The organism is Archangium sp., assembly GCF_036388035.1.
In the GTDB taxonomy this organism is placed as follows: Bacteria; Myxococcota; Myxococcia; order Myxococcales; family Myxococcaceae; genus Archangium.
On the sequence record NZ_DASVSO010000438.1, the window covers coordinates 1 to 22966 of the forward strand.

Sequence of the window (22966 nt, forward strand, 5' to 3'; positions counted from 1 at the left end):
GGCCGGAGTCTCCGGCCGAGCAGTCCATGCCCGCGCGGCCTTCGGCGTCGCACTCCGCCGTGACGTCCCCGGCGCGGCCGCCCTTCGCGGCGCCGCCTCCGCCGACGCCCATGGTGCACGAGGAGTCCGAGGAGGAAGAAGAGCTTCCGACGCACGCCGCCTCCCCGGTGAGGCCGGCTCGCGCTCCAGCCGACAAGGCCCCGGCGGCTCCCAATCGCCTGCCGCTCATCGCCGCGCTCGCCGCCCTGGTGGTGGTGGTGCTGGGCGTGGTGGGCTTCTTCATCATGAAGCGGCCGGAGCCCTCGGGCTTCATCCTGGTGCACCTGCCTTCCGAGGTGCGCGGCTCGGTCCGGGTGAGCGTCGGTGGCCAGGACCTGGATATCCCCAAGTCCGGGCCCCTGCTGCAGACGGTGAAGGCCGGTCCCACGCTGGTGATGGTGAGCGCCGACGGCTACAAGACGTTCACCCAGTCGACGGTGATCGAGCCCGGCACGACGCCCACGTCCCTGGACGTGAAGCTCGAGCGCGATGTGCAGGTGACGCGCGTGGTGATCGTCACCCAGCCGCCGGACGCCGAGGTGAAGGTGGACGGCAAGGTGGTGCGCGAGAAGGGCAACAGCTCGACCTATATCGGCGAGTTGATGTCTGGCACCGAGGTGGTGGTGTCGGCCAGTGCCCCGGGCTTCAAGCCGGCCCAGCAGCGCGTCACCCCGCCGCTGAGCGACAAGCCGACGGACGTGCAGCTCAAGCTCGAGCCGGATAACTTCGAGGTCGAGGTGCAGTCCATGCCCTCCGGCGCCACCATCGTCGCGGGGGGCAAGGAGCTGGGCGTCACGCCGGCCACGGTGCGGCTGCCGCTCAGCGTCAAGCAGGTGAGCCTCAAGCTGCGCTGCCACGACGACCTGGACGTGGTCGTGGCTCCCGCCGGGGGCGCTGGTGCCGCCACGGTGAAGGAGAAGCTGAAGAAGCAGCGCGGCTGCCGTTGAGCCATTCAGACAGGGACCCGCCCGGCTGTCGCCAGGGCGGGGACCAGGGCCCCCGCGAGGGGGCGGGAGAGGTGTGTCCGTGACCAAGTCGCGCAAGGCCGACCCGGCGGATCCGCTCGCGGGGCTGCCCGGTTGGGCCCAGAAGCTGGCCCAGAAGTACTACACGAAGAGCGTCAGCACCTTCCTCCTCTATGGGGCGGTGCGGGACCTGCAGCCCCTCACCCAGGAGGATGGGGGCCGGGGCTTCGGCACCCTGCGCACCTTCCTCTCCGAGGAGCTTTTCGGCGGACGCGACCACGTCCTCTTCTATGACCGCTCGTCCGGCGTCCGCTCCGCCTCTCCCGAGACGCAGAAGGAGATGCAGCGGACGATGGTCGGCTACGACGCGCTCTATGGCACGGACTACGCCAAGAGCCTGCCGAGAGACCCGGCCCGGGCGCTGCAGATTCTGGAGAACTTCCTGCGGATGCGCCTGAGCGAGGGCAAGTCGCTGGCGCTCGTCATCGACTTCGCCGAGACGCTGGTGCCGGGCGGGGAGATGAGCCACCTGTCGGCCGAGGACCGCTTCGTGCTGGCCACGCTGGAGAAGTGGGCGCACGACCCGCAGTTCCTCGCCGGGGACGTCTCCGTGGTGCTGCTGGCGGAGAACCTGGCGGACATGTCCCAGCGCATCTCGCGCAACCCGTACGTGGCGTCCATCGAGCTGCCGCTGCCCACCGAGGAGGAGCGGCTGGAGTACGTGCGCTACAAGCTGGAGGGCAAGAAGCTCGCGGCGGTGTCGGACGTGCCGCTGGCGGGCCTGGCGAAGATGACGGCGGGCCTGTCGCGCATCAACCTGGACCGCGTCCTCACCGAGGCCCTCGAGCACGACGTGCGGATTACGGCCGACCTGCTCAAGGAGCGCAAGAAGGAGCTCATCCAGGCCGAGTGCCACGGGCTGCTCGAGTTCATCGAGCCGGTGCACACGCTGGACGCGGTGGCGGGCCACGGCAAGGCCAAGGAGATGCTGCGCAACGCCGCCAACGCGCTGAAGAAGGGCCGCATGGAGGTGATGCCCATGGGCTACCTCGTGAGCGGTCCGGTGGGCACCGGCAAGACGTTCCTGGTGTCCTGCTTCGCCGGGGAGATTGGCATTCCGGTGGTGAAGTTCCTCAACTTCCGCAGCCAGTGGCAGGGCGTCACCGAGGCCAACCTGGAGAAGATCTTCAATCTCCTCAAGGCGCTCTGGCCGGTGGCGGTGATGGTGGACGAGGCGGACACCTTCCTGGGCAACCGCGACTCGGGCGGGGACTCGGGGACGAGCAGCCGCGTGTTCGGCTCCGTGGCCTCCTTCATGGGCAACACGGTGTACCGCGGCAAGATTGTGTGGTTCCTGCTGACGGCTCGGCCGGACCTGCTGCCGGTGGACCTCAAGCGCCAGGGCCGCGCCGAGGAGCACCTCGCGCTCTTCTACCCGGAGACGGAGGAGGAGCGGGAGGAGCTCTTCCGGGTGATGCAGAAGAAGACGGGCCTGAAGCTGGACGTGCCGTCCGTCTCCGAGCTGATTCCGACGGGGACGCGCCAGCTGAGCGGCGCGGACATGGAGGCGGTGCTGGTGCGCACCCGCTTCCGCGCGCTGGCCCAGGGCCGCGAGCAGGCCACGGTGGAGGACCTGAAGGCCGTCTTCGCGGACTTCGTGCCGCCCAGCTACCCGCTGGAGATCGAGCTGCAGAACCTGGTGGCGGTGCAGGAGTGCACCAGCCGCGAGCTGCTGCCCGAGACCTTCCGCCGGCTGGACCGCGACCACGTCACCCGCCGCGTCCGCGAGCTGAAGCTGCTCCTGGAGCAGGGCTGAGGCACGCAGGGGTGGGGGAGTCTCGTCCCTCACCCCGATCCGCTGCTATCTAGGGCGCCCATGCGCGCCCATTGGAGCTCCTTCGACGTCGCCCTCGTCACCGCGTCCACCTTCCCCGAGTGCCTGCCCGACGAGCAGCTCCTCGCCGATGCGCTCGCCGCACGGGGCTTGAAGGCCGGGCCGGTCATCTGGGACGAGCCCACGGTGGACTGGAGCCGCTTCCGGCTCGCGTTGATCCGCACGGCCTGGGACTCGGACGCGCGCCGTGACGAGTTCGTGGCCTGGGCCGACCGGGCCGGCGCCCACTGTCCGCTGTGGAATCCGCCCGAGGTGCTCCGCTGGAACACGCACAAGGGCTACCTGCGCGAGCTCGAGGCGCGCGGCGTGCCCACCGTGCCCACCGCGTGGATGGGGCGTGGCTCGAAGTCGGACGTGAAGGCGCTGCTCGCGGAGCGAGGCTGGACCGACGCGGTGGTGAAGCCGGCGGTGTCCGCGGGTGCGCGAGACACGCTGCGCGTGCGCCGGCCCGAGGACCTCCCCGCGGCGCAGGCCCTCGTGGAGCGCGTTCTCCCGCACAAGGACATGATGGTGCAGCCGTATCTGGCCTCGGTGGAGAGCTACGGCGAGCGCTCCATCCTCTTCCTCGGCGGCGAGCACACCCACGCCATCAAGCGCCCGCCGGCGCTGTCGGGGAACCCGGGCTATGACGCCACCGCCGCCGAGCCGACCCCCTCGTCCGAGGACGAGCGTGCCTTCGCCCAACAGGTCATCGCCGCCACGGGCTTCGAGCTGCTCTACGCCCGGGTGGACGTGGCTCGGGACGAGCGGGGCGGACTGCGGCTGATGGAGTTGGAGATCACCGAGCCCAACCTCTTCCTCCGGCAGGGAGGACCGCGCGCGGTGGAGCGTCTGGCGGACGCCATCGTCCACAAGGTTCAGGGCCGGGGGCCCGACTCCACGCCCGCGACGGTGCGCAGCACCTCCCGGTAGAAGCGCACCATCCGCGGCCAGTCCTCGACGGGGAGCCGCTCGTTGGTGCCGTGCACGCGCTTCAGGTCCTCCTGCGTCACCACCAGCGGGGCGAAGCGGTAGACGTTGGACGAGAGGGCCGAGTAGTGGCGGGAATCCGTTCCCCCGAGGACCAGGGTGGGAGCGACGAGGGTCGAGGGAAAGAGCTGGCGGATGGTGCGCGCCAGGGCGCGGTAGGTGTCCGTGTCGGTGGGGGAGGCCGGGGTGGCCTCCCGCTGTGCCGAGAGGGCGCGGACCTCCTTCACCTGCCTGGACTCCAGGGTCAGCGCTCGCCAGGAGGAAATGGCTCACGGCTCGAAGGTGCGCACCAGCGCGTCACCGGCGCACCGCCCCTGGGCGCGAGGGCCGCGTGCGCTGCTTCACGGGAGTCCTGCCGCGCTATCCCTTCAACATGGCGATCACGCTCAGCACGTAGATGGCGGCCAGGCCGCAGGCGAGCCGGACGCGGTCCCGGCCGGGTGTGCGCGACAGCTTCCGGGTGAGCACCACCGAGAGGGGGAGGAGCACCAGATTCGTCACGGCCAACGCCGGGAGGACGACGAGCCCCGAGTACTGGCCGTCGTGCTTGTCGAAGGACATGGAGAAGGGGATGGAGAAGGCCAGTGCCGTGATGAGTCCTCCGAGCACGAGGAGGACGCGGCTGGTGTCTCGCCGGGAGGTGGCGGCCACGATCGCCACGAAGAGGGCGCCCATGATGAGGAAGGGGAGGAGCTGCCCGGCTCTCTGGACCCACTTGGGTTGCTCGTGCGGGCTCACGGGCGGGGCGGTGGGCGGTACGGGCTGCGCGGCGGAGGGCTCCTGGGCGGAGGGGGACTCCGGCTGCGCCACGGAGGGCACCTGCTCGGGGACGACAGGCAGGCCCGCGTCCGTGAGCTCGAGTCGGAGCGGGGGCTCGAGGTTGATGCTCAGCCACTGGGACTGCTCGATCGGGGGATAGCGGGTATGGCCCGGGAAGGAGACGAGTCGACCGAAGGTCTCGGACGCGTTCCAGCGCAGGGAGCTGGTGGCCACCAGCGTCTGCTGTCCGGCCCCCGGTGCGTCCGAGTCCGAGAAGGCCACGGTGAAGGGCGTCTGCCAGGTCTCCTCGGGCCGGGTCACGCCGAGGCTGGACAGCGGCAGGTCCACGAGGAAGGCCTTGCCGTCGAACGCCAGGGAGGGCAGGGGCTCGGTGAGGCCCTCGGGGTGCAGCCAGCGTGCGAACAGCGCGCCTTCGCTCGTACGCGCCACCGCGAGCTGGCGTGTCGAGGCGTTCTGCCCGTCACGGGCGACCCACCAGAGTTCCAGATGGTCCGTGCCGAGCAGGGCCTGGTCGCTCATCCCGGAGGTGGCGGGAACGGCCACGTCGTCCCGTACCTGGATGCGCAGGCGGACGGCGTCCGCCCCCTGGGCGAACGCGGCCACGCGGAAGGAGGCGTCCTTCTCTCCCGTCCGGTGCTTCGCGCCGTGGGTGACCTGGTTGAGCGTGGGCGGGAGGGTGGCGGCGGCCTCGGGCGAGGCGAGCACCGGCAGGATGGCGCCCGCGAACGACGTGCTGTGTTCGGTGTCGCCCGATTCGGCGAGTTGCGTGTACTCCGCCCGGTGACTGAAGGTCAGCCCCTCCCAATCCTCCTCCGCGGAGGAGCTGCCAATGCGGTCGCCCTGGATGGCGCCCCCCGTGGAGGACTCGAGCACGACGGGCCCTCCCTCACGGAAGGCCACACTGCCGCTCGACCACACCCGGTACTCGTCCGTCGACAGCTCCAGCCGGGTGGGCAGGGTTTTCTTCTCCGGCGGCGAGGACGGGCATGGGCGCTTCTCGGTGTCCGCGTTGACGCTCCAGAGGACGCCCGGCGCCTGCTCCAGCACGTACAGCCCGGAGCTGTCTTCCTCCGAGGGCGTGCAGAGCCGGGCCAGATGCTCCAGCTCGGGATCCTCATCGAGCTGGGCATCGGACACCCAGTCCACGGTGAGGGAGAGGCCGGCGGCATAGGCGTCGACCTGCTCACGGAAGGAGGGGGAAGAGGTGGCCCCGCTGAGGGACGAAGCGAGCAGGAGCGCGGCGAGCAGGGCGCGAGGCGAGTGGCGGAGTGGCATGGGCGAAGGGCCATGCACTCTACATCTCGCCCCGGGATCCCGCTCCTGGAGCGCCTCCGCCCCTCAGCGCTTGAAGGTATCCACCGCCTGGCGGCCCACGGCGGGGTCGTCGGTGAAGAAGCCGTCGATGCCGGCCTTGAGATACGTCTGGATCTCCGTGACCGAGCCGGCCGGATGGCGCGTGCTGCCGGGCCCCTCCGTCTTGAGTGGCGCGGGCAGGAAGGCGTTCTCCGGGCGGAAGGTGTACGGGAACACCAGCAGCTTCGCCGCGTGGGCGTTGCGCACCAGGTCGGTCGGCTCCTGGAACTGGCCCGCGCCGTCCACGTTGATGATGTTCAGCTTGTAGGGGCCGACACCGTTGGCATAGGTCGCGACCTCCTTCATGCCCGCCTCGGTCATCAGGTCATTGTAGGTGCGCGTGTCACCCGCCTTGACGAAGTCATAGGGCTGGGTGTTCCGGGCATCCATGAGCTGCACCAGCTTCCAGTTCGGCTGCGAGTTGCCGATCTTCCCGTGCAGGTACTTGAGGTTGGCCACCTCGAAGGACTGGATGTAGACCGTGGCCTGGGTCGCGCTGAAGTCGTTCGCCCTCAACTCGGTGATCAGCCGGTCTTCCAGCGGCAGGTTTACGGACTGGAAGTAGGTCGGGTGCTTGGTCTCCGGGTACAGGTGGATGGTGCGGCCGGTGCTGGCCGACAGCTCCTTGGCCAGCGCGATGACCTCGGCGAGCGTGGGGATCTCGAATCGATCGTTGTACTGCGTGTTGCCCGGGCGCTCCTGCGGGATGCGCTCGCGAGCACGCAGCTCCTTGAGCTCGGCCAGCGTGAAGTCCTCGGTGAACCAGCCGGTGAACGGCCTGCCGTCGATCGTCTTCGTGGTCTTGCGGTCCGCGAACTTCGCCACCACCGACACGTTCGTGGTGCCGGAGATCTCGTTCTCGTGACGGGCCACGAGCACGCCGTCCTTCGTGGCCACGAGATCCGGCTCGATGATGTCCGCACCGTCCTCGACGGCCTTGCGGTAGCTCTCCAGGGTGTGCTCCGGCCGCAGCGCGCTGGCGCCGCGATGGCCGACCACGAGCACCTTGTCGATGAGCGGAGTGGGGAGCGCGACGCCCGCGTCGCCAGTGCCCGCGTCGCCGGTGCCCGCGTCTCCAGGATTTTCGACGCCCGCGTCACCGGTATTGTCGCCGCCGTCATCCTTGCAGCCGGTCAGCGTCAGGGCACACGCCGCCGCGAGCGGGAGCAACGAGCGAAGCGAGTGGCGGAAGGAGGCGCGGAGCGAAGTACGACGGGAAGGGCGTGGGTGCAGAGAAAGGTCCTTGTTCATGACGCGTGCGTCGTGAAGGACCGGGAAGCTAGCACCCCGAGGGGACTACGGCGCCCTCACCACGAGCCGCAGACCGGTGGGCAGCCGGGTGGTGTCCTTGATGTTGTTCCAGCGCTTGAGGTCCTCCACGGACACGCCGTAGCGCTGGGCGATGCTCCAGATGGACTCGCCGGCGGCCAACTGGTGCACCGTGCCGGGACGGCCCGCGTTGCCGGCCGGGGCCCGCTGGGCGATGACCGTGCCCGCGCGCTCCTCCACCTGCTTGGGCACGTTGTCCGGGAAGATGTACAGCACCGAGCCCACCTTCAGGGCCCGCTTGCTCTCGCGCGCCGTGAGGTTGTTCCACTTGCGCAGCTCGTCCGCGTTCACCTGGAAGCGGTTGGCGATGGCCCACATGCTGTCACCCGACTGCACACCGTAGGTGATGCGCTTGCGGCCATTGACGGTCTCCGTCTTGATGGGGCCCGTGGCCACGGGACCGCGCGGCGTTCCGGCGGGCACCTCGTCCTCGGGGCGCGGCACCGTCACGCCGCTGCGCCGCGCCTGCGCCACCTTGCGCGCCAGCGCGCCGTCCCCGGACTCCTGGCCGCGACCGGCCGGCACGGGAATCACCAGCTCCGCGTTGAGCTTCAGCGTCTTCACGCTCTTGAGCTGGTTCATCTGCAGGATGGCCTCGGCCGCGGTGCCGTACTTGAGGGCGATCTGCGACAGCGTGTCGCCCTTCTTCACCTTGTGCACACGGAAGGTGAGCCGCTCCTTGGGCGCGATGCGCGCGAAGTTCTCCGCGAAGCGCTCCGCCGTGCCCTGGGGCAGGCGCAGCACGTAGGGGTTCTTCGCGCTCGCCGGTGGGGTGCACCAGCGCCGCAGCTCGGGGTTGAGCTCCTGCACTTCCTTCACGTCCACGCCGGCCGCCCGGGCAATCACGTCCAGGTCGGTGGCGTCGGTGAGCTTCACCTCGTCGAAGGTGAGGGCCGGCTCGTAGTCGAACTCCTTCTCGGAGAAGCCGAAGGCCGTGGGGTGCTTGGCGATGAGCGCCGCGGCGATGAGCTTGGGCACGTAGTGCCGCGTCTCCTGCGCCAGCCCCCGCTCCTCGGGGGCGGAGATGGCCCAGAAGTCGTTCGTGCCCAGGCGCTCCACCAGCCGCCGCACCCGGCCGCTGCCCGTGTTGTAGCCCGCCCACGCGAGGTACCAGTGGCCCAGCTCCTTGTGGAGGTCCTTCAGGTAGCGCGCGGCGGCGCGGGTGGCCTTGAGTGGATCCCTCCGCTCGTCCACCCAGAAGTCCTGGTGCAGCCCGTACTGGCGGCCGGTGCTGGAGATGAACTGCCAGGGCCCAGCGGCGTGCGCCCACGAGTAGGCGCTCGGCGAGAAGCCGCTCTCGATCATCGCCAGGTACACCGTGTCGCGCGGCAGCCCGTGGGCCTCGAGGATGGGCTGCATCACCGGCAGGTAGCGGGTGGATCGGTTGACCCACTTGCGGAACCACTTGCGGCCCGGCCCCTGGAAGAACTGGACGTACTGGGCCACCAGCGGCTGCATCTCCACCGGGATGTCGTAGCGGGCCTGCACCCGCGAGACGTCGAAGTGGGCCAGGTCGGTGATGAGGGGCATCTCCCCGGTGAGCTCGTCCTCGCGGAAGGTGGGCTCCTCGAGGGCGTCCAGCATGCGCTGGCGCAGCGGGTTGGCCAGGCCCAGGCGGCGCAGCGACTGGAGCACCTCGGCGTTCGGCCGGGCGCCCGGATCCAACGTGGCGCCCTCCAGCGCCCGCAGCTCCTCGAGCTCGGTGGACGCGGGCTCCGCCTCGTCCAGCTCCTCCTCCGCGGACGTCTCGGGCTCCTCGGCCGAGCCCACCAGCAGCCGCTTGTCGTCGCTGTCGAGCACGCGCATGCCGGGCGGCGGCGGGGGCATGGGCAGCGCGTCCTTGGACGTGGGGACGGAGGCGAGGACCAGGAGGAGCAGGCTGAAGGACGGCATGGTCACCTGGGGGCCGGCTGCCAGGAGGGCCGGGTTGATTGGAGGCTCAAGTGTTCTTGGTTTTCCGAGCGACTCAAACAGCCGGCCGGACAAGCCATTCTCTCCCCGGATGGTATCAACGGGAAGAAACGCACCGCCCGGGTGTGTTTCAGGGGCCGCGCTTCACTGCCGGTGGCTGGCCATGTCCAGGGCCCAGAATCTTCGGCACATAGGTGGCGAAGTCGAAGTGGGGCGAGTTCTCCGGGTTGTGGCACTTCACGCACACGACCTGGCCGGGGCGGGCGGTGATGTTCTCGGTGGAGGGGTCCTCGGCATGGAGCGAGCCCGGGCCGTGGCAGCTCTCGCAGCCCACGTTCTCGCGACCGGCCACCTTGTCCAGGCGGCACACTCCGCCGGGCTGCTCCCAGCCGGTGACGTGGCAGCCGGTGCAGTTGAGGTGGAACTGCTTGCCCGCCGTCTCCAGCGTCTTCCACGCCTCGTGGTGCTTGGAGGACTCCCACGAGGGGAAGGCCTCCGCGTGACACTCGGCGCAGGCGGTGTTGCCCACGAAGGCGGCCTGGCCCTTCTCGGGGGCGGGGCAGTCCTGGCCGTGCGCCTTGGCCCACTCGAGGTTCATCTTCCCCACGTCCGCGTCGTAGGCGCTCACCACCGCCTGGGCCTCGGGGTGCGAGGGCAGGTTGGACTCCAGGGGGATGAAGCGCACGCTGAAGGTGTCGGCGTCACCGGCCGGGGCCACCGGCGGGGTGAGGACGGCCTGCCGGCGTGCCGCCAGCTCCTCGCGCTTCTGCTGCTTGAGGCGCTTGAGGTTGGCGTCGAGGCCGGGGAGGTTGATCTCCCGGTCCAGCAGCTCCATGCGCCGCTCGATGGAGGCGGCCTCCTTCTCGCCCTCCTCCGCCGTCTTCTGCGGGGTGAAGCGGCCGGGCTGGGGGCCATAGGCCAGGTCCACGCGCAGCAGCGAGCGGCCCTTGCTCTGCAGGGCGATGACGGGCACGGCCACGCGCGTCAGGGTGTTCTGCTCCCCGGAGAACTCGGTGGCGGTGTGCGTGGCCAGCACGAGGTCCGCGCCCAGCTCCGGCGTCGCCGCGACCTGCTGGGCCTGCGTCAGGGTGCCGTGGAAGAGGCCCACCACGAAGGCGGCGCCCTGCTCGCGGGCCCGGGCGCTGGCCTGCTTCAGCCCGGCCGCGTCCGTGGCGCTCACCACGCCCACCTTGCGAGCCCCCGCGGGCAGCACCTTCACCCCACCGGGTGCCAGCTCGGGCAGGCCCAGTCCCGCGCGGAAGTTGGCGCCGCGCGCGTCGTCCAGCTCGCCGAGCGCGCGCACCGACAGGCCCATGCGCTTCATGGCCTCGGCGAGTGCCCGGGCCTTGCGCTCCTCCTGGGGCACCTGCTGCGGCTCGAAGGAGGGCTCCCCGAAGAGGCTGTCGCCGCCGTCGATATAGAGGACGGGCAGGGCGCCCTTGCGCGCCTCCATCACCTGGGAGGCCGCGCGTCCGATGCCTCCGCGCATGTTCTCGCTGCAGCCGCAGGGGCCCAGGTAGCCGCGCATGTCGGCGGAGAAGAAGAGGACGGCGCCCGGAGCATCCGCTCGCGCCGAGCCCTCCGCGCGCGAGGCCACGTCCGCGCCGGCGGCAGGCGCTTCCTTGCGCGAGCATCCCGCGAGCGCCGCCAGCAGCATGCCTCCGAGGACGAGCCGTCTCACGGCGTCACCAGATGATGCTCTGCACCAGCTCGTCGATCTTCTCGCCCATGGCCTCCAGTCCGTTCACCTTGGACAGGCTGCCATCGGCTCCCACCTGCTCGGCCAGCTTGCTCAGCTCGTCGTCCGGGAGGCTGGAGAAGAGGATGATGGGGATGTCCTGGGTGCCGTACTCGTTCTTGAGCGTGCGGCAGATGTCCGTGCCCTTGGCCTCGGGCATGTGGATGTCCGTGAGGATGAGGTCCGGTTTCCAGGTCTGGAGCGTCTTCTCGAACTCCATCAACGTGGAGGTGGCGACGACCTCGTAGCCGCGCGCTTCCAGCACGGCCTTCTCCATGGCGAGGGTGATCTCGCTGTCGTCGATGAGGAGGATTTTGCGCTTCTCTTGCACGGCGACCTCTTCCTGGGCGGCCTTTTCTAGCCTACCGATCCTTTCCGCTCCAAGGCTTTCCCACACCATTGGAATCCTGGAGGGTGGAGAGTCGACAGCTCCCCCGGACTCCGGGCGGGCTGCCGACACATTGATGTTGCCGCCGGGGTTGGGGTGGCGCACTAAGTCGGCCATGCGCCGCGCCCTGACTGGACTGAGCGTCCTGCTGTCCCTCGTCGTCCTCCCGACGGCCTGGGCCCTCAACCCGGGCCTCGGGGAGCCTCCCGCCTCGGTGGATCGGCAGACGCCCTACGCCACCGGCAAGGGCTTCTCCGATGCCGTCCACCGAGGGGATTACGCGCTGGGCGCGCACTACCTCGACCTGGACTACCTCCCCCCGGACCAGCAGAAGGCCGAGGGCGCCCGGCTGGCCCGCCAGCTCAAGTTCGTCCTGGACCACCAGCTCCCCCTGGCCCTCGCCGGCCTCAGCAAGGAGCCCGAGGGCGACCCGGCCGGCTCCCGCTACGACCAGATCGCCATCCTCTCGGTGGGTGAGGACGCCTACCCCATCCGACTCGACAGTGTGAGGAGTGGAGGTGGGCGGGTGTGGGTGTTCAGCGAGGCCACGGTGAAGGCCATCGACGAGCTCTACAAGGAGTTCGGCCCGGGGGTGCTGGGGGAGGAGCTGCCGCCGGCGATGTTCTCCAAGCCGGTGGTGGGGTTGGAGCCGTGGCAGTGGCTGGGCCTGCTGGTGACGCTGGCGGGGGCCGGGGTGCTGTGCGTGGCGCTGGAGCGGCTCACGCTGGCGGTGGTGGGGCGGGTGGCGAAGTGGACGCGCATCTCGTGGGATGACGCGCTGGTGTCCTCGGGCAAGGGCCCGCTGCGGCTGCTGTACTTCGCGCTGCTGCTGGCGCCGGGGACGGCGCTGCTGGTGCTCTCGCCCTCGGCCCAGTTCGTGTCGAGCCGGGTGGTCACCACGCTCAGCATCGTGTCGGTGGCGTGGTTCATCCTGCGCTTCCTGCGGGTGACGTCCCTGTTCGTCCAGGAGTCGTTGACGAAGGACACCAAGGACGCCCGGAGGGCCCGGGGACTGCACACCCAGTTCGCGGTGCTGCGCAGCCTCTTCGAGGTGGCCACCTACGTCATCGCCGCCGCGCTGCTGCTCATGCAGTTCGAGACGGTGCGCAGCGTGGGCGTGTCGCTGTTGGCCTCGGCCGGTATCGCGGGCCTCGTCATCGGTCTGGCGGCCCAGAAGTCCATCTCCTCGCTGCTGGCGGGCATCCAGCTCTCCATCACCCAGCCCATCCGCATCGGGGACCAGGTGGTGGTGGAGAACGAGTCCGGGACGGTGGAGGAGATCACCCTCACGTACGTGGTGGTGAAGGTGTGGGACGAGCGGCGGCTGGTCATCCCCATCGCCCAGTTCCTCGACAAGCCCTTCCAGAACTGGAGCAAGGGCGGCAAGTCCATGCTGGGCCCGGTGAAGCTGCTGGTGGACTTCACCACGGACATGGAGGCGCTGCGGGCGGAGCTGCGGCGCCTCCTGGAGAACGAGGGCAAGGCGCTGTGGGACAAGAAGGTGGCCACCGTGGTGGTGGAGGAGGTGCTGGACCGGACACTGCAGGTGCGCGTGCTGGTGAGCGCCACGCCGGATGACCTTTTCGACCTGCGCGCCCTGGTGCGTGAGAAGATGATGATCTACCTGCGCGCGCGGCCCGAGTGGCTGCCCACCACCCGCACCGAGCCCCGCCCGCCGGTGCAGCCGGCCGCGCCAGCAGGCGAGCAGGCTCCGCCTTCGCCACCCGCGACGCCCCGGGCCTGAGCGGCGGTGGGACGATGAATATCTAGCCCCCGCCCGCGTCGGGTGGGGTGGGTTGCCGCATGTCGAGGGAGCCGTGATGAAGCGTCTCGCGAAGTTGTGGGGAGTCGCCGCGCTGGCGGCCGCCGTGGTCGCGCCGCTGTCCGCCCAGGCCCAGGAGCGAGGCCGTACCGACGGGCCCGAGGGCTCCGAATACGGCAAGGGGGGCTACCGCCGGGCTTCAGGCAGTGGGTTCGCGCTGGAGTTCAACTGGGGCGCGGCGCTCGCCGCCCGGCAGAGCGAGGCGAACAGCTTGTCGGGGCCGCCGCTGTTCGTCGGCGCCACCGCCTCGTTCGGGGGCGCGGACTGGTACCAGTTCGACTTCAGCGGGGCCTACGTGCTGCGGGGGGGACAGGTGAGCGCGCTGGTGGGCCCCCGCTTCCGCACCTACGGCTTCCCGCTGAGCTTCAGCGCGGGCCTGAAGGCTGGCGCCTTCTTCGTACCCGACCTGGGCCTGCGCTTTGGCATCTCGCCCCAGGCAGGCGTGGACGTGCTGCTGGCCCATGAGCGTGTCGTGGTCGGGCTGGGTTACGCACTGGACATCCCGCTGGCCGAGCGGGGCATCACCAATCGACTGTTCATGAACGTGGGTTACAGGTTCTAGCGCCATGCTCGCTCACGCCCTCGTCGCCGCGCTCGTGCTCGTCACCGGCCAGGTTCGCGTGGAGGTGCCCCGCGCCACCTCCGCCAGCGGGCAGTCCGTGCCCGTGCTGCCCTTCCCAGGCGAGACGCAGACCGTCAACATCATCCAGTGGGACCCCAACCAGCTCCCGCGCATCTATGAGCGCACCGAGCAGCTCCCCCTCACGGACGAGGAGGTGGCGAAGCTGGCCCAGGCGGGCTTCGACGAGGCCCAGCTCGTGAAGATGGTGGAGCAGCGCCGCTGCGCGTGCGACGCGAGCGCGGACGGCCTCATCCGCCTGAAGCAGTCGGGGGTGCCCCGGGGGGTGCTGGACGCGGTGTCCACCCACGCGCTCAGGCCCAACCGGGTGCTGGACCTGCTGGTGACGCTGGACTTCACCGGCGAGAGCCGCACGGCCCGCGAGGCCTTCCTCTACTTCTTCGTGGAGGACGGGGACCTCACGCGCGTGTTCTCCGCCAACCTGCCGGACCTGCTCGCGCGCCAGAACAGGCACGAGACGATGGTGGACCGCAGCGACATCCTGCGCGCCAGGACGGTGCGCCGCATCCAGCTCGCCGGGCAGGTGTCGCTCAAGACGTACGGCTCGCACCGGGTGATGGTGGTGGCGAGCGCCAACCCGACCCTCACGCACCCCACGCAGCTCACCGAGGCCGAGCGGGCCAAGGCCCAGCTCTACACCTTCGAGTACCCGCGCGCGTCGCTGCAGAGCCTCTGCCGGCTGACGGCCGGGTATCGACGTGACGCGGTGCTGGCCTACAAATGGAACTTCCAGGGCAGCCGCTTCGAATGCGAATGGAACTAGGAGAGCGCTCCACCATGAAGACCCGCCTGATTGTCTCCGCTTCGCTCCTCGGGCTCCTCACCGCCTGCGGAGGGCCGCGTGCCTTCACCCGCGGCACCTATGAGGACCCGAACACCATCGAGATGCTGTCGGACAGGTTCAACGAGAACGACCTGCAGCTCATCGCGAAGAAGCTGGTGAACTCGCTGGCCGGCTCGCCCCGCTTCGCGCAGCCCGCCGACAAGCTGCCGGTGGTGCTGGTGGGCCGGATGAAGAACAAGACGTCCGAGCACATCGACATGAGCTCGCTGGGGGACAAGATCCAGACGGGGCTGGCCCAGACGGGCCGGTTCGCGCTGCTGGACAAGGCGGCGCGCGAGGACTTGGCCGAGGAGTACGAGTACCAGCAGTCGGGCTACGTGCGCCCCGACGAGGCCAAGGGCCCGGGCCAGCAGGCCAGCGCCGACTACCTGATGACGGGGGAGATCTCCTCCATCGTCCAGGAGGTCGGCGCGGACAAGCTCGTCTATTACAAGATGACGGTGAAGCTGAACAACGTGCGGACCGGCATCGTGGAGTGGACGGACGAGAAGGAGATCCGCAAGAAGTTCGAGAAGAAGAGCATCTCCTGGTAGCCCGACCATGAGCCTCACGCGCCATCACCGTCCGGGCGTGCCGGGATGGGCCGTGCTCGTGCTCGCGAGCGGGGTGCTGCTGACCGGCTGCGCGGGGGACTACATCGCCCGGACGCGGGGCCTGCGCGGCGCGTACGAGTCGGAGTCGTACGACCGGGCCCTGCACGAGCTGGACGCCGTGGCGCGGGAGGGCTCCGAGAAGGACCGGCTGCTGGTGCTGCTGGACCGCGGGATGGTGCTGCACGCGGCGGGACGGTGGCGGGACAGCCTCCAGGTGCTGGCGGAGGCGGAGCGCCTGGCGGGAGAGCTGGACGCCATCTCCGTGAGCGAGGAGGCCGGAGCGCTCGTCACCAACGAGCGCGAGCGGGCCTACCGGGGCGAGGACTTCGAGAAGCTGATGATCTCCGTGCTCCAGGCGCTCAACTACGCGCAGCTGGGCCAGGACGAGGAAGCGCTCGTCGAGGTCCGCCGCGTGAACGAGCGGCTGGAGAAGATGATCGTCGATGAGAAGAAGCCCTACGAGCAGCTCGCCATCGCGCGCTACATCGGCGGCGTGCTGTACGAGGACCAGCGGGAGTGGGACTCGGCGTACATCGACTACGCGAAGGCGCTCGAGCTGGAGCCGAGGCTGGGCCCGCTGGCGGAGCCGCTGCTGCGGCTGGCGAAGAAGACGGGACGGCTGGACGAGTACGAGCAGCTGCGGCGGCGCTTCCCGGATGTGGCGCACGAGCCGCTGGGACCGGGCGAGGGCCAGGTGGTCGTGGTGGTGGAGGCGGGGCTGTCCCCGGAGAAGGAGCCGGCGGACCGGTACCTCGAGACGCACGACCTCATCCAGGTACCGGTGTACCGGAACCGGGGCGCTCCGGCCCAGTCCCGGGTGCGGGTGGTGGAGGGGGCGGAGCAGCGGACGGTGACGGTGACGTCGCTGGCGGACGTGGCGCGGGTGCACCTGGATGACCGGATCGGCCGGCTGCTGGCCCTGCAGGTGGCCGGGACGGCGGTGAAGGCGGGGCTCGCGGCGGGAGCGGGGGCCCTCACGAGGAGCAAGGAGGTAGGGGCGCTGACCTTCTTGGTGCTGAACGCGCTGAACCAGCCGGACTTGCGCTCGTGGCTGTCCCTACCGGCGGAGTTCCAACTGACGCGCTTCCGGTTGCCCGCTGGCCGACACACGGTGCAGGTGGACATGGGAGGCCCTGGCAGTACCCGGGAGGTAGAGGTGAAGCCTGGGAGGGTGCAGGTCATCGTCTTCCGGCGCTACGACTGAGCGTCTCCGCTCATTCTCACTGGGAGAGAGGACAGGGAGGAGACCCGAGAGGCCTCGCTCCTTCCCGGCTGCCCTTCCCTCATGGGAGCACATCCGGGCCCCCCCTGGCACCGGAGGGCGCGTTTCTGTGCTAGGTGTCGGGCCTCCCCATGCCCCTCGCGGTCGCCCTCTCCTCCTACTCGCTGGTCATCCTGCTGGGCGCCATCCTGGGCGCGCTGGTGGTGGTGTTCACCCGCAAGCAGGCGCGACTGGTGACGTTCCTGTCGTTCGCGGCGGGGGTGATGGTCGGGGCGGCGTTCTTCCACCTGCTGCCGGAGGCGTACCACGGGGCCGGAGGGTGGACGTTCGCGCTGGTGGCCGCGGGCTTCGGCTTCCTGCTGGTGCTGGACCGGTACGTGATGACGCACGCGTGCGAGGACCCCGTGGGGTGCAAGGAGCACCATCACGCGCAGGGCAAGACGCTGGGGATGACGGCGTTCCTCGGGCTGTCGGCGCACACGCTGTTCGACGGCATCGCGCTGGGCTCGGCGGTGAAGGAGGGGGTGGGGCTGATGGCGCTGCTGGCCATCACCTCGCACAAGGTGCCCTCGTCGCTGTCGCTGGCCTCCATCCTCAAGTCCGAGGGGAAGAGCTCGGGACGCATCCTGGGCTTCGCGGTGATGTACGGGCTGATGGTGCCGGTGGGGGCGGGGCTGTACTTCGCCTTCGACGCGGTGCTGAGCTTCGAGTCACTGGCGGCGCGGGCGCTGGCCTTCTCGGCGGGCACCTTCCTTTATGTGGCGATGCTGGACCTCATCCCCCACGTCAACCGGCATGGCCGGGAGCGGTGGGGGCGCAACCTGGCGGCGCTGGCGACGGGCCTGCTGCTGATGCTCGCGCTGGCGCAGGTCACCGACCACGGGCTGCACTAGTCGCGAGCGACCGGCGGAAGCAGCGCCGGGCTGGCTGAGTGCCTGCGGGCTGCATCGGGCTTCCCAAGCCCCCACCCTGTTCATGGCTGCCAGGAGTGGGAGGACAATGATGCTGACCGTCGGGGAACTGATGACCCGGGACGTGGTCACGTTGAAGGAGGACGATGACCTGGTCCGGGGGGATGATCTGCTGGCCGAGTATGAGATCCGCCACCTGCCCGTGGTGAAGGAGGGCAAGCTCGTGGGGCTGGTGAGCCACCGGGATCTCATCCGCGCCATGGCCCGCCAGGAGCGCAGCACCGCCGCGGCCGCCGTGCTGATCCGGGACGTCATGACGCGCTCGGTGGAGACGCTGAAACCGCACAGCTCGGTGCGCGAGGCCATCCACAAGATTCTGGACAAGCGCTTCGGGTGCATGCCGGTGGTGGAGGACGGGGGCGTGCTGGTGGGCATCATCACGGAGACGGACCTGGTCCGACTCGCGGGCCGCTTGCTGGACCAGCAAGACAAACGCTGAAGCTTCCTCGCTTGCTTTTCCGAGCGCGGAGCCGAGGATGCGCGCCGCCGCCAGGGCGGCACCGCGTCCATGGAACGACTCTCCGACTGGTACGACCACCCCGAGTATTACGAGGCCATCTTCGGCACCGACACCGAGCGGGAGATGGACTTCGTGCTGGAGGTGAACCGCCGCTATGGCACGGGCGGCAAGCTGTTGCTCGAGCCCGCGTGCGGGGCGGGCCGGCTCGTGGCCGAGGCCGCGCGCCGGGGCTGCTCGGTGGTGGGCTACGACATCTCGGAGCAGATGCTGGCCCACGCGCGCAAGCGCCTCACGCCGGCCCAGCGCCGCAGGGCGCGCCTCCACCTGTCGCGCATGGAGACCTTCTTCCAGCCCGAGCTGGAGGGACAGGTGGATCTGGCGTTCAACCTGGTGTCCACGTTCCGCTACCTCGACAGCGAGAAGGCGGCGCGCGAGCACCTGGAGGGCACGCGCCGGCTGCTCAAGCCCGAGGGCCTGTACGTGCTCGGCTTCCACCTCACGGACTACGAGCGGAAGCGGCCGGAGCACGAGCGGTGGGTGGAGCGCCTCGGGAAGGACACGGTGGTGTGCAACACCCACGAGGGGCTGCCGGACCGGCGCCTGCGGCGCTCGGCGATGCGCAACCGGCTGCGGATCACCGGGCCGGAGAAGGACCTGCTCATCGAGACGCACTGGTACTTCCGCACGTATGACCTGACGCAGGCCCGGCGCCTCTTCCGTCGGGCGGGCCTCGAGGTGCTGGCCGTCTACGACTTCGACTACCAGGTGGACACCCCTCGCGAGCGGGGGGAGATCCGGCTCGACAGCATCTTCGTGTTGAAGCCCGCCGCATGACGGCGGACCGGGCGCGAGCACGTTAAACACCTGCTCTCATGTCCAGAACCCGCCTCCGGGGTCGCTTCCACCTGCTCGCGGCCCTCGTCGTCACCCTCGTCCAGCTTCCCGCGGTGCTCTGGCTCTGTTGGGTCACCCGCACGCCCCTGCCCGCAGTGGTCGCGGTGCTGGTCTCGGTGCCGTACCTGCGCCAGTTGCAGAGCCCCTGGCACACCACGGCTCCCGCGCTGTCGACCTACCTGGCGCTGGGGTGGTGGTCGGCCTGCCTGATGTTCGACCTGCTCATGGTCCCCGCCGCGCTGGCCGTGCGGGCGGGCCTGCCCATGGTTGCCACCTGGGGCGTGGCCGGAGCCGTCGCGCTCGTCCTGGGCACGGACGCGGTCCTCGGCCGGCCGAGGATCCGCAAGCGGGTGGTTCGGGTGGAGGGACTCCCGCCAGCCCTGGATGGCTACCGCATCGGCCAGATCTCCGACGTGCACTGCGGGCCGCATGTCTCCGAGGAGCGGGTCTCCTCCTGGGTCGCGCGCCTCAATGCCCGAGACCTCGACCTGGTGACCGTCACGGGCGACCTGATCACCCACGGCTCCTCGCACGTCGAGGCGGTCGCGCGGGCGCTCGGGGGGCTGCGCGCGAAGGATGGCGCGTTCGCCTGCATGGGCAACCACGACTACTTCACCGACGGCGAGCACCTCGCCCGGGAGCTGGAGCGCCGGGGGCTGACCGTCCTTCGCAACCGAGGGGTGGTGGTGCGGCGCGGTGACGCTCGCCTGTACGTCGCGGGGGTGGACGACACGTGGACCTCGCGTGACGACCTGGAGCGGGCACTCGCGAAGCGCCCGGAGGGCGTCCCCACCGTGCTGCTCGCGCACGACCCTGACCTGTTCCCCCAGGCGCAAGCCCACGGCGTCGAGCTGACGCTCTCGGGCCACACGCACGGCGGGCAGCTCGGAGTCCCGGGCGTCCGCCGCCTCTCGCTGGCCCGGTTCATCACCCGTTGGACCGCGGGGCTGTATCGGCAGGGGCGCTCGTGGCTCTATGTGAACCGTGGCGCTGGCACCACTGGACCCCCGGCGCGGCTGGGCGCTCCGGCGGAGCTCGCGGTCATCACGCTGCGCCGGGTGTGAACCCTCCGCCGGGCCCGGTACGCGTCCCTGCTCACGGCACGGCGCGCCCGAGTGGCTGGCGCTCGGCATCCCGTAGGCCCACCAGCACACTGGAGCCGTCCCCGGTCACCCGCAGCTCGCCGTACTTCGCTCCGGCGTAGCGGTCCGCGTGGCCCTCCTGGAAGAAGAAGGACTCCGCGCCCAGGCGGACGCGGCCCTCGCGGACCTTGTAGCGCAGTAGCAGCTCTCCCGGAGCGAGCGGGGTGCCCGGCTGCTCCTCGCGGACGAAGCGCCCCACGCCCTGCTCATCGAGGCGCAGCACGAGGCGACCGTCCCGAGGCGCCTCGTTCCACATCTCTCCCTCCCGGTCCACCTGACGGCTGACGGCGTAGTCGAGCACCATGTAGTCGCCCTGCATCAGCGAGCGCGGGTCCACCGGGGCGAGCTCCAGCAGCACGGGCGTGCCGTGGGCCAGGACCTGCTCCTTGCGGACGACGAGCACCACCAGGGCCACCACCACCAGGGCGAGGCCGCCGAAGATGACGCGCGCGCGCATCAGCGCACCTCCTCGGCCGCGGGGAAGCGGCGCAGGGTGAAGAGCCGCAGGCCGAGCAGCAACAGGCCACTGCCGAGCAGCGCGAGCGACTTGGCCAGCAGGGTGAGCTGGAGGTCGTAGTAGTAGCCCACGCCGAAGGTGAGGATGAAGACCACGGCCATGCCGAGCAGCACCACGCTGCGTCGGTGGAAGCCGAGCAGCAGCACGCCGGCCGCGGCGATGACACCGGGTGTCTGGAGCGTGAGGAGCGCCAGGAGCGCCAGCGCGACGAAGGTCGTCACTCCCGCGGGGCCACCGGCCTCCACTCCCAGCTCCTCCAGCACGCGCCAGGCGGAGTACAGCGTCACCACGGCGAGCCCCAACGTCAGCACGCCGGGAGGCAGCTCCGCCGAGCCCTCGCGGAAGAGGCCCTTGTAGAAGTCATGGAACCAGGAGCGCATCAGCAGCGCCGAGAAGAGCGTGGTGACGAGCCCGAAGGCCGCGGGCATGACGACCTCGCTCCAACGCCCGGCCTGGAGCCGACCCTGTTGGAGGAAGAGGAGGTGCGCGAGCACGGTGAGGCCCACCAGTGTTACGTCCACCAACAGGCCGAGTCCCCAGAGGCGCAGGAGGATCAGCAGCGCGAGGCTGGCGAACAGCGAGGAGAGGAAGCGCTGGATGGCATCCGGGTAGAGGAAGAGGAGCACGGTCTGGAGGAGGACGGTGGCGAGGGCTGTCGCCTCCGTGCTGTCCACCAGCACGCCCACGCCCCCGATGAAGAGCCCCTGTCCGGCCAGGCCGATGGACAGGGCGAGCTGGGTGAGGAACACGTTGTTCCCCCGGTGGCGCAGGAAGGCGGCGCCTCCGGTGAGGAGCAGGCCCAGGATGATGGCGCCCACCTCCTTGCCCACCACCACGCCCAGGGAGAGGAAGGCGATCAGGAACAAGGAAGCCAGCCACGCCCCGAACCCGGTGAGGACGCGCACGAACCAGGGCATGCCGGTGGTGGACTCCAGACGGGTGGCGAGTGCGGCGCGTGCCTGGACCTCCGCATCGACGGGCAGGACTCCTTCCGCCTGGAGCTGGGAGACGACGTTCCGCAGCGAGGGCTTGAACGCCATGGCTAGACCTCCTCCGGGCCACGCGCCTCGGCGCGCAACCACCAGACCGCGAGCCCCACCTCTCCGATGATGAGCACGGCCATCAGGAAGAAGATGCCCGCCCCGAAGTCGAATGCCTTGAACAGGTGCCGGCCGACGAAGGTGGTGACGAGCGTCATCAGGCTCACCGCGTCCAGGGTGAGGAGGAAGAGCTCGGAGTGGGCCCGGCGGTGGAAGAGGTACGCCGCGACCATCACCGCCACGAGCAGGCCAAGCGCCACGTAGCTCGCGGTGTCCGCCTTCCGGGGGCTCACCACGACGTACTCCGCCAGCACGAGCAGCGGCGCCATCGTCATCACCGCCAGCACCCGGGGCAGCCACCGGCCGCGCAGCCAGGGTACGCCTCGCCCCGAGAGCCACTCGTGCGCCGCCCAGGCTCCACCATTCACCAGCGCGAGCACCAGCATCAGCGTGGTGCCCTCGTCGCCGGCGTTCTGGACCCGGAAGAGGGAGATGCCGGTGTCCACGAGGAGCAGCAGCAACAGCCACAGGGGGCCGAAGCGCGCGAGCGCCACCCATGGGAGGATGAGCAGGCCCCACCCGAGGAACAGCTCATAGGGATCCGCGCCCGTCTGGTACGCCTGCCCGTAGACGGCGAGGAGCGGGCCCACGAGCACCGCCGCGAAGAGGAGGGAGAACTGGCCAGCGAGCCCCTCGCCCAGACGCCACGCCGCGAGGGACGCCGCGAGAATGGCCGCCAACAGCAGCCCCAGCTTCCCGAAGCGGTGGAGGCCCGCCCAGTTGTAGGCGAAGAAGTAGATGACGCCCGAGAGCACCAGGAGCGAGCCGAAGCCCAGCAGCACGGTGGACAGGAAGCGCCTCCAGGCGGGCCGCTCGGGAGTGGCCACGGCGAGCCGCAGGGCGCGCTCCAGGGCCACCGGCGGCAGGACTCCCGCGTCGGCGAGCGCGCGGAGGCGCTCGGGCGTGGCGGCGAGGTCGAGCGGATCGGAGTTCACGACGGACGACGCTAGCCTCTTGGAGGGCACCCGGCCAGACTCCGGGAGGTGAGCACTCCCTCCGCCCAGGTCATCCAGGACGAGCTGGCACGCGTGGCCGACCCCGAGAAGGCCGCCTTCTTTCCGAGGTTCTTCAAGACAGGCCCGGGAGAGTACGCGGAAGGGGACGTGTTCCTCGGCGTGACGGTGCCGGAGCAGCGGCGGATTGCCCGTCGCTACAAGCACCTCGCGCTGGAGCAGGTGGCCGAGCTGTTGCGGAGCAAGGTCCACGAGCACCGGTTCACCGGCTTCGTCATCCTCGTGGAGAAGTTCGAGGCGGCGGAGGAACCCGAGTGCTCACGCCTCTTCGCGTTCTGCCGGGAGCACCTGGCGGCGCTGAACAACTGGGACCTGGTGGACACGGTGGCGCCCCGGGTGCTGGGCGCATACCTGATCGAGCACCCGGAACTCAGGCCGTGGC

General features: G+C 70.1%; 22 protein-coding genes. 13 read left to right on the forward strand and 9 right to left on the reverse strand.

Annotation, left to right across the window (positions count from 1 at the left end; genetic code table 11):
* The 3 genes from VF697_RS17610 to VF697_RS17620 all read left to right on the forward strand — a co-directional run.
* Positions 1-986: PEGA domain-containing protein (locus tag VF697_RS17610; protein WP_331096467.1), on the forward strand; the 986-nt coding region annotated here is incomplete at its 5' end.
* 79 nt (positions 987-1065) lie between these two features.
* A complete protein-coding gene (locus tag VF697_RS17615; protein WP_331096469.1) occupies positions 1066-2820 on the forward strand; it encodes an ATP-binding protein in 1755 nt (584 codons plus the stop codon).
* 60 nt (positions 2821-2880) lie between these two features.
* Positions 2881-3810, forward strand: a complete 930-nt coding sequence (locus tag VF697_RS17620; RefSeq protein ID WP_331096471.1) for a hypothetical protein — start codon at positions 2881-2883, stop codon at positions 3808-3810.
* Here VF697_RS17620 and VF697_RS17625 read toward each other — a convergent pair.
* The 6 genes from VF697_RS17625 to VF697_RS17650 all read right to left on the reverse strand — a co-directional run bounded on the left by VF697_RS17625 (position 3756) and on the right by VF697_RS17650 (position 11309).
* Positions 3756-4094 (reverse strand): M20/M25/M40 family metallo-hydrolase, encoded by a 339-nt coding sequence (locus tag VF697_RS17625; protein WP_331096473.1) that lies wholly within the window; start codon positions 4092-4094, stop codon positions 3756-3758. The two genes, VF697_RS17620 and VF697_RS17625, sit on opposite strands and share 55 nt — an antisense overlap.
* A 133-nt stretch (positions 4095-4227) precedes the next feature.
* Positions 4228-5922 (reverse strand): hypothetical protein, encoded by a 1695-nt coding sequence (locus VF697_RS17630; RefSeq protein WP_331096475.1) that lies wholly within the window; start codon positions 5920-5922, stop codon positions 4228-4230.
* Between the two features lie 63 nt (positions 5923-5985).
* Positions 5986-7170, reverse strand: coding sequence for a glycerophosphodiester phosphodiesterase (locus VF697_RS17635; RefSeq protein ID WP_331096477.1), 1185 nt, complete (start codon positions 7168-7170; stop codon positions 5986-5988).
* A gap of 126 nt (positions 7171-7296) precedes the next feature.
* On the reverse strand, positions 7297-9222 hold the full coding sequence (locus VF697_RS17640) for a LysM peptidoglycan-binding domain-containing protein (protein ID WP_331096479.1): 1926 nt from the start codon (positions 9220-9222) through the stop codon (positions 7297-7299).
* A 148-nt stretch (positions 9223-9370) separates the two neighbouring features.
* Positions 9371-10921, reverse strand: a complete 1551-nt coding sequence (locus VF697_RS17645; protein ID WP_331096481.1) for a multiheme c-type cytochrome — start codon at positions 10919-10921, stop codon at positions 9371-9373.
* 4 nt (positions 10922-10925) lie between these two features.
* On the reverse strand, positions 10926-11309 hold the full coding sequence (locus VF697_RS17650) for a response regulator (RefSeq protein WP_331096483.1): 384 nt from the start codon (positions 11307-11309) through the stop codon (positions 10926-10928).
* 172 nt (positions 11310-11481) lie between these two features.
* Between VF697_RS17650 and VF697_RS17655 the strand changes: the two genes are divergently transcribed.
* The 9 genes from VF697_RS17655 to VF697_RS17695 all read left to right on the forward strand — a co-directional run bounded on the left by VF697_RS17655 (position 11482) and on the right by VF697_RS17695 (position 19876).
* Positions 11482-13110: a mechanosensitive ion channel family protein gene (locus tag VF697_RS17655; protein WP_331096485.1), complete on the forward strand. Its 1629-nt coding sequence runs from the start codon at positions 11482-11484 to the stop codon at positions 13108-13110.
* A gap of 76 nt (positions 13111-13186) precedes the next feature.
* Positions 13187-13750: a hypothetical protein gene (locus VF697_RS17660; RefSeq protein ID WP_331096508.1), complete on the forward strand. Its 564-nt coding sequence runs from the start codon at positions 13187-13189 to the stop codon at positions 13748-13750.
* 4 nt (positions 13751-13754) lie between these two features.
* The gene (locus tag VF697_RS17665) at positions 13755-14591 is read left to right on the forward strand and encodes a hypothetical protein (protein WP_331096487.1); all 837 of its coding nucleotides are present in this window, start codon (positions 13755-13757) and stop codon (positions 14589-14591) included.
* A 14-nt stretch (positions 14592-14605) separates the two neighbouring features.
* A complete protein-coding gene (lpoB, locus tag VF697_RS17670; protein WP_331096489.1) occupies positions 14606-15205 on the forward strand; it encodes a penicillin-binding protein activator LpoB in 600 nt (199 codons plus the stop codon).
* 7 nt (positions 15206-15212) lie between these two features.
* The gene (locus VF697_RS17675) at positions 15213-16469 is read left to right on the forward strand and encodes a hypothetical protein (RefSeq protein WP_331096491.1); all 1257 of its coding nucleotides are present in this window, start codon (positions 15213-15215) and stop codon (positions 16467-16469) included.
* Positions 16470-16618: 149 nt separating this feature from the next.
* The gene (locus tag VF697_RS17680; RefSeq protein WP_331096493.1) at positions 16619-17380 is read left to right on the forward strand and encodes a ZIP family metal transporter; all 762 of its coding nucleotides are present in this window, start codon (positions 16619-16621) and stop codon (positions 17378-17380) included.
* Between the two features lie 106 nt (positions 17381-17486).
* Positions 17487-17897, forward strand: a complete 411-nt coding sequence (locus VF697_RS17685; RefSeq protein WP_331096495.1) for a CBS domain-containing protein — start codon at positions 17487-17489, stop codon at positions 17895-17897.
* Positions 17898-17966: 69 nt separating this feature from the next.
* On the forward strand, positions 17967-18752 hold the full coding sequence (locus VF697_RS17690; protein WP_331096497.1) for a class I SAM-dependent methyltransferase: 786 nt from the start codon (positions 17967-17969) through the stop codon (positions 18750-18752).
* A 38-nt stretch (positions 18753-18790) separates the two neighbouring features.
* Positions 18791-19876, forward strand: coding sequence for a metallophosphoesterase (locus tag VF697_RS17695; protein WP_331096499.1), 1086 nt, complete (start codon positions 18791-18793; stop codon positions 19874-19876).
* Between the two features lie 31 nt (positions 19877-19907).
* Here the strand turns inward: VF697_RS17695 and VF697_RS17700 are convergent, their stop codons facing one another.
* The 3 genes from VF697_RS17700 to VF697_RS17710 are packed head-to-tail and all read right to left on the reverse strand — an operon-like array spanning position 19908 to position 22506.
* A complete protein-coding gene (locus VF697_RS17700; protein ID WP_331096501.1) occupies positions 19908-20411 on the reverse strand; it encodes a GDYXXLXY domain-containing protein in 504 nt (167 codons plus the stop codon).
* The gene (locus VF697_RS17705; RefSeq protein WP_331096503.1) at positions 20411-21511 is read right to left on the reverse strand and encodes a DUF4401 domain-containing protein; all 1101 of its coding nucleotides are present in this window, start codon (positions 21509-21511) and stop codon (positions 20411-20413) included. The genes VF697_RS17700 and VF697_RS17705 overlap by 1 nt, the downstream gene beginning before the upstream one ends.
* 2 nt (positions 21512-21513) lie before the next feature.
* Positions 21514-22506, reverse strand: coding sequence for a DUF2157 domain-containing protein (locus VF697_RS17710; RefSeq protein ID WP_331096505.1), 993 nt, complete (start codon positions 22504-22506; stop codon positions 21514-21516).
* Between the two features lie 48 nt (positions 22507-22554).
* Here VF697_RS17710 and VF697_RS17715 point away from each other — a divergent pair.
* On the forward strand, positions 22555-22966 hold a 412-nt coding region (locus tag VF697_RS17715), incomplete at its 3' end, for a DNA alkylation repair protein (RefSeq protein WP_331096506.1).